Raw genomic sequence first — 6,862 nt, forward strand, 5'->3', positions numbered from 1 at the left:
ACCGATGAAGGTCAGCCAGAAGTGCAGCTTGCCGAGCTTCTCGTTCATGAACCGGCCGGTGAACTTCGGGAACCAGAAATACACGCCGGCGAACGATGCGAACGCGATCGTGCCGTAGAGGACGTAATGGAAGTGCGCGACCACGAAGTAGGTGTCCGAGACGTGGAAGTCGATCGGCGGCGACGCGAGCATGACGCCGGTCAGCCCACCGAACAAGAACGTGATGATGAACCCGATGCTGAACATCATCGGGGTTTCGAAGGTCAACTGCCCTCGCCACATCGTGCCGATCCAGGTAAAGAACTTCAGTCCGGTCGGTACGGCGATCAAGAACGTCATGAAGGAGAAGAACGGCAGCAGCACCGCGCCGGTGGCGAACATGTGGTGCGCCCACACCGTCACGGACAGGACCGCGATGGAGACCGTGGCGAAGATGAGGCCCTTGTAACCGAATAGCGGCTTGCGGCTGAATACCGGGAAAATTTCCGAGACTATGCCGAAGAAGGGCAAGGCGACGATATAGACCTCCGGATGCCCGAAGAACCAGAACAGGTGCTGCCACAGGATCGACCCGCCATTTTCGGCCTCGAACACCTGCGCCCCGAGTTGCCGGTCGGCCAGCAGCACCAACAGCGCCGCGGTGAGGATCGGGAAGGCAAACAAGATCAAGATCGCGGTAATCAGCGCGTTCCAGGTGAAGATCGGCATCCGGAACATCGTCATGCCGGGTGCGCGCATGCACACGATGGTGGTGATGAAGTTGACCGCGCCGAGGATCGTGCCGAGACCCGAAATACCTAGGCCGATGATCCACAGATCCGCTCCAACCCCGGGGGTGTTCACGGCGTTGGACAGTGGCGTGTACGCAAACCAGCCGAAGTCAGGGGCGCCGCCCGGGGTCAGGAAGCCCGAGACGTTGGTCAGCGAGCCGAGCAGGAACAACCAGAACGAGAACGCGTTGAGCCGCGGGAAGGCGACGTCTGGTGCGCCGATCTGTAAGGGCAGCACGAGGTTGCCGAATGCGAAGAACAGTGGCGTCGCGAACATCAGCAGCATGATCGTGCCGTGCATGGTGAACAGCTGGTTGTACTGCTCCGGCGACAGGTACTGGTAGCCGGGGCGGGCTAGCTCGGCGCGCATCATCATCGCCATCAAGCCGCCGATGAGGAAGAAGGAGAACGCCGTGACGAGATACATCGTCCCGATGACCTTGTGGTCGGTAGTGCGAAGGACCTTCCCGAACATCGAGCCCTTTTTAGTAACCCGCGGTGGGGTCGGCGTAGCCACGACCGGTGCAGGCGCGATGGTCACAGTCATCCTCCTGAAGACCATTGGAGTCGGCGTGGATCACGCCGAGTCGTTCTGGTGTTTCTGACTTCTTACACAAACAAAGAAGACGCCAACTCTAGGTGCGGAGTTCACATCATCTCTCGAAAGGATAGTGCCCTCACTACGAGCCCGAAAGGCGGGGCACGATTTGGCGGACAAACCACCCACAAACTGCGGCTCCACCCCTCTACGGTAAGTCGAATCATCGGTTTCCCTCGCGTTCCCACGCCGGGCCGTGTGCGTCCAATACCGATCTCGCATTTGCTCCGGGCGGCGGCAGATATGTCGCGAATTGCCCATTTAGTGACCTCGGTGCAGTTGTGACCTCGACCATCGGGCAGAATTTACCTACGGTTCAGAAAACGCCGGTACGCCGGTGGGCGTCAAACCGATAAACGGTTGGGACGGGACTGCGCAACGTGTAGCGAAGCGCAGGCACAAATGCGACTCCCGGTTGACGTGACAAACGCTGTCTTGCCCGAGCGCGAGCTGCGGTATCAGCAACATGGCTGATGTCCGGCACGGTTCGACGATCAGCCACACGAACGAAAGGTGTGCCGCATGGCGACCAAACTTGACGCGACCGGAAACGAAGCGGTCGAGCGAATTTACGAACAGGTTGTATCACGCAACCAGGGCGAGACTGAGTTCCATCAGGCTGTCCGAGAGGTCATCTCCAGTCTCGGTCCGGTCCTGGACAAACATCCTGAGTACGCCGAGGCGTGCATTATCGAGCGGGTCTGCGAGCCCGAGCGGCAGATCATCTTCCGCGTTCCGTGGATGACCGACCAGGGTCAGATCAAGATCAACCGCGGCTTTCGGGTCGAGTTCAACTCGGCGCTTGGCCCATATAAGGGCGGTTTGCGTTTCCACCCGTCGGTCTACCTCGGCATCGTCAAGTTCCTCGGGTTCGAGCAGATCTTCAAAAACGCGCTCACCGGCATGCCCATCGGCGGCGGCAAGGGCGGATCCGATTTCGATCCCAAGGGTCGCTCCGACCACGAGATCATGCGGTTCTGCCAGTCCTTCATGACCGAGCTCTACCGCCACCTCGGTGAATACACCGACGTACCGGCCGGTGATATCGGTGTCGGTGGCCGCGAGATCGGCTACCTGTTCGGTCAGTACAAGCGCATCACTAACCGCTACGAGTCCGGCGTACTCACCGGCAAAGGACTGACCTGGGGTGGCGCGCGCGTCCGCACCGAGGCCACCGGTTACGGCTCGGTCTTCTTCACCGAGGAAATGCTCGCCACCACGGGCGAGTCCTTCGACGGCAAGGCCGTGACGATCTCCGGTTCGGGCAACGTCGCGATCTACGCGGCCGAAAAAGTCATCGAACTCGGCGGACGCGTGGTTAGCATGTCGGACTCCAACGGCTATGTCGTTGACGAGCGTGGCCTTAACCTCGACCTGGTCAAGGACATCAAAGAGGTTCGTCGCGGACGAATCTCCGAGTATGTCGAGAGCCAGAAGCGCGCCCGCTATGTGGCCGACGGCTCGATCTGGGATGTGCCGTGCGATGTCGCGCTGCCCAGCGCGACCCAGAACGAGCTGGACGAGACTGCCGCGACGACCCTGGTGCAGAACGGTTGTGTCGCCGTCGCAGAAGGGGCCAACATGCCCTGTACGCCGGCTGCGGTGCACGTCTTCCAAGACGCCAAGGTCGCCTTCGCCCCCGGTAAGGCCGCCAACGCTGGCGGTGTGGCCACCTCGGCGCTTGAGATGCAGCAGAATGCCTCGCGCGATTCGTGGACCTTCGAGCACTCGGAAAACCGGCTCAAGTCGATCATGGTCGACATCCACGCCACCTGCTTCGAGACCGCGCAGGAGTACGGCGCTCCGGGCGACTATGTCCTCGGCGCCAACATCGCCGGTTTCGTCAAGGTCGCCGACGCGATGCTGGCACACGGGCTGATCTAGCCACTGACGTTCAGCGCACCGAGACGGCGCTTCGGGCACGACCTTTCGTGCCCGAAGCGCCGATTTCGTACCCGCTGCGGTGACTGTCTTAGTCATCCCGAACAACTCCCGCCGGCGAATACGGCGTTTGCCTGATGCTCCATGCCCCTCTTACGACGAACGTGAAGGTCGTCCGAAGAGGAAGGAAGGACATCATCATGATCCCGATGCAAACAGAGTCATTGGCGCAGGAGTCGGCGTACCGCCGGTCCCAGGTCGCTCGTTCACGCGGCAGGTGGTCCAGGCTGCGGCGTCGCAGCGGGCGACGCCGCTCGGGCGAGCCCGCTCCCGCCACGCGGCCGAGTCTGAACATTCCCAGTTCGACGGTACGCACGGCGCTGTACGTCGTGCCAAGCTACTCGTGGATCCTGCGTTAGCTACCCCGGCCGCAGGATCCACGAGCGCGGCGTGCCTCGAGAAGTGTCACCTGGACGTGTCACGATGGTGGACGTGCCGAGATGGGGTTCTGACATACCGATCGTGGGCCGCGCTACCGAGGTGGCCAGGCTCATGTCCGCGCTCGAACGTGCGGCTGCCGGCGAGGCCACGGCGGTGCTGCTGGCCGGCGACGCCGGCGTCGGCAAGACCCGCGTGCTGCGCGAGGTCACCGAGAAGGCCCGTAACCATGAGTTTGTCGTGGCATACGGCTACTGCATGGATGTGGGAGAAGTGGGCATGCCCTACCTCCCCTTCAGCGACCTACTCAACTCGTTGGCAGACAGCGGCGACCACGACGACGTCTTCGCCGAGCACCAGGTCGTTCGCCGACTACTGAGGGGCGGCGGACCGGGTCTGGACCAGACCAGCCGGCTACAGCTGTTTGACGCGGTCATCGCGCTGTGCGCTGCGATCTCCCGCAAGCGGCCGCTACTGCTCGTCATCGAAGACTTGCACTGGGCGGACCAGTCGACCCGCGAGTTGCTGCGATTCCTGCTGAGCCGCATCCGAGACGAACACATCGCGGTTGTTGCGTCGTACCGCTCAGATGACCTGCACCGCCGGCACCCGCTGCGCGCGACACTAGGCGAGCTGGTCCGGCTGCCCGCCGTCGAACGTATGCAGCTCGATCCGCTGCCCGACCCAAGCGTTAGCCGGCTGATCCGGGCACTGCAGCCACACACGATGCCCGCGCCAGTCGTACGCCGCATCGTCCAACAGTCGGAGGGGAATCCTTTCTACGCAGAGGAACTGCTGGCCGCTGCCCTCGAGCGCCCCGACGACGCGTCCATACACAACGGACTTCCAAGCGCTCTGGCCGACTTGTTGGTCACCCGGTTCGAACAGCTCACTCCCGAGGGCCAGCAGGTCATCCGAGTCGCATCGGTCGCGGGCCGACGCGTCGAACACTCGTTGTTACGCGACGCGGTATCCCTGCCGACTGACCAGCTGGACGCGGGACTTCGCGATGCGATTGGCAACTACATCCTTGAACCCGCAGGCGACGGGCAGGCCTACACTTTCCGCCATGCGCTTTTGCAGGAGGCGTCGTACGGCGACCTGCTGCCAGGCGAACGCGCGCGAGTCCATGCTGTGTACGCCGAACTACTGAGCGCCGATGCCGATCCAGCTCGATCGGCTGCCGCCCGCGCGCATCACTACCTTGCTAGTCATGACTTGCCGGATGCCCTCACCGCGTCACTGGAGGCGGCCGACCACGCCGCCCACGTTGGGGCGCCTGGAGAGGTGCTGCATCATCTCGAGACGGTCCTGGAGATTTGGTCCGCGGTCCCCGACGCCGAGGCGCGCGTCGGGCACAGCGACATCGTCGTACTGCTGAGAGCCTCCAACGCCGCGACCGAATGCGGCGACGCCAACCGTGCGGTCGCGTTGACACGGGCCGCGCTCGACAAGGCTACAGCGGCGACCGACGCCGACCTCACCGCCCAGATCCGTTACACGCTGGCGAAGAACCTCGTTCAGGTTGACCGCGACCAAGCGGCGTACGAGCAGAGCAAGGCCGCGCTTGAGCTCATCCCGGCAACACCGCCGAGCGCGACTCGGGTATGGGCCGCCGCGACGCACGTGTTGACCGCACATTATGTCGGCGCCGAGCAAGAGGCGCTGAAGGCCGGACAGGAGGGCCTAAGGGCGGCCGAGTCACTCGGGATCCTCGACGCGCAGTCGGATCTCATCGTGTCGCTACTGTGCCTCGCTCCGGTTGGCCGTGACACCGATGACGGGCTCGCCCAACTCACTTACGCCCTCGAGCTGGCCCGCCGTTCGGGCAACGTCGCCGTCGAGCTGCGCACGATCTTCAACCTCGCCATTGGGCGTTACGAAGGCGGCGACATGGAATCGGCACTTCTGTGGACCGCAGCCGGTATCGTCCGGGCACACGAGACTGGCATGTCGGCGAGCCCCTACCCCACCCAGATGCTGCTTATCCAGTCGCTTGCCCAACACGTCTCTGGCGACTGGGACGCGATGTGCGCCGAGCGAGACCAGCCGTTGCACGTGCGCGCACTCGGCCTTCAGGTCGACGTCGCTCGTGGGGTCAGCATCGACGATGAGCTCGCGAGGATCTTCAGCACGACCCCCGCCGAACTCCTCCAGCAGGCACAGTCCCCCAATGCGCGCACGGTTCTATGGTCGATTGACGCAGCCATCAATGCCGGCCCGGCGGCGATCGACCAGGCAACGTGGGCGGCGGACGCGGTAGCGGCCATCGAGTGGTACGAGCGCATCAAGGCCGTGCTCGACGTCGTACTGCGCCCTAATTACTTGGTCGGCGTACGACTGTCGGCACTGGCGTTAACCGCCGCGGCCGACCAGTTCGAGCGCGAGCGGATCATGGACAACGCCGCGGGCATGAAGCGATGGCGAGCGACAGCAGACAAACTGATCGAATCGGCACGCCAGACAATGCGACATCATCTGAGCGGTGCCTCCTCGCCCCACCTCGATGGCGCCTACGCGGTCGGGCCCGAGGCGCGTGCATGGGTCGCGCGCGCGGACGCTGAGTACTCCCGACTCGACGCCGTCGACTCCGTCTCTTCCTGGCGGCACGCCCTAGAGTCGTTCGACTATGGCGATGTCTACGAGCGGGCGCGCTGCGAGTGGCGGCTGGCCGAGGCGCTGATCGCGGCCGGTGAGCGTCACGAGGCCGACCAGCACATCAAATCTGCGCGCGAAACCGCTCAGCGACTCAACGCGCGGCCGCTGGTCAGTGCGCTCGATGCGATCGCCAGACGGGCGCGGCTGCGCTCCGCCGGCGCGGCAGACACCCGCGACTCGCTCTTGACCGCCCGCGAACACGATGTCCTGTCGCTGCTTGCGAAGGGACGGACCAACCGGCAGATCGGCAAGGAACTGTTCATCAGCGATAAGACGGCCAGCGTGCATGTGTCGAAGATCCTGGCCAAACTCGGGGCTGCTAGCCGCACCGAGGCCGCCGCTATCGCCCGCCAACGCGGTTACCTCTAGGCAGTAAAAGCACCAGAAATAGCAATAGGGGCCACCTTGCGGTGGCCCCTATTGGGAAATTATGTCCGGCGGCGTCCTACTCTCCCACACAGTCACCCATGCAGTACCATCGGCGCTGAAAGGCTTAGCTACCGGGTTCGGAATGGAA

Annotated in this window: 3 protein-coding genes and 1 rRNA gene; 2 read left to right on the forward strand and 2 right to left on the reverse strand. The window is 63.5% G+C overall.

Annotated elements, in window-relative coordinates; translation table 11 throughout:
- The coding region (locus tag CLV47_RS21695) for a cytochrome c oxidase subunit I (protein ID WP_106351222.1) at positions 1–1,317 on the reverse strand (1,317 nt) is incomplete at its 3' end.
- A 573-nt stretch (positions 1,318–1,890) separates the two neighbouring features.
- Here CLV47_RS21695 and gdhA point away from each other — a divergent pair.
- Both gdhA and CLV47_RS21705 read left to right on the forward strand, forming a co-directional pair.
- The gene (gene gdhA, locus CLV47_RS21700) at positions 1,891–3,252 is read left to right on the forward strand and encodes an NADP-specific glutamate dehydrogenase (protein WP_106351220.1); all 1,362 of its coding nucleotides are present in this window, start codon (positions 1,891–1,893) and stop codon (positions 3,250–3,252) included.
- A gap of 489 nt (positions 3,253–3,741) precedes the next feature.
- On the forward strand, positions 3,742–6,714 hold the full coding sequence (locus CLV47_RS21705; protein WP_202862743.1) for a helix-turn-helix transcriptional regulator: 2,973 nt from the start codon (positions 3,742–3,744) through the stop codon (positions 6,712–6,714).
- A 63-nt stretch (positions 6,715–6,777) separates the two neighbouring features.
- Here the strand turns inward: CLV47_RS21705 and rrf are convergent.
- Positions 6,778–6,862, reverse strand: a 5S ribosomal RNA gene (rrf, locus tag CLV47_RS21710); the annotation flags it as partial.

Source organism: Antricoccus suffuscus (genome assembly GCF_003003235.1).
Taxonomy (GTDB): domain Bacteria; phylum Actinomycetota; class Actinomycetes; order Mycobacteriales; family Antricoccaceae; genus Antricoccus; species Antricoccus suffuscus.

Bases quoted from the DNA above. Each gene is read 5' to 3' on its own strand.
- gdhA (WP_106351220.1), top strand. From the start codon at position 1,891: ATGGCGACCAAACTTGACGCGACCGGAAACGAAGCGGTCGAGCGAATT.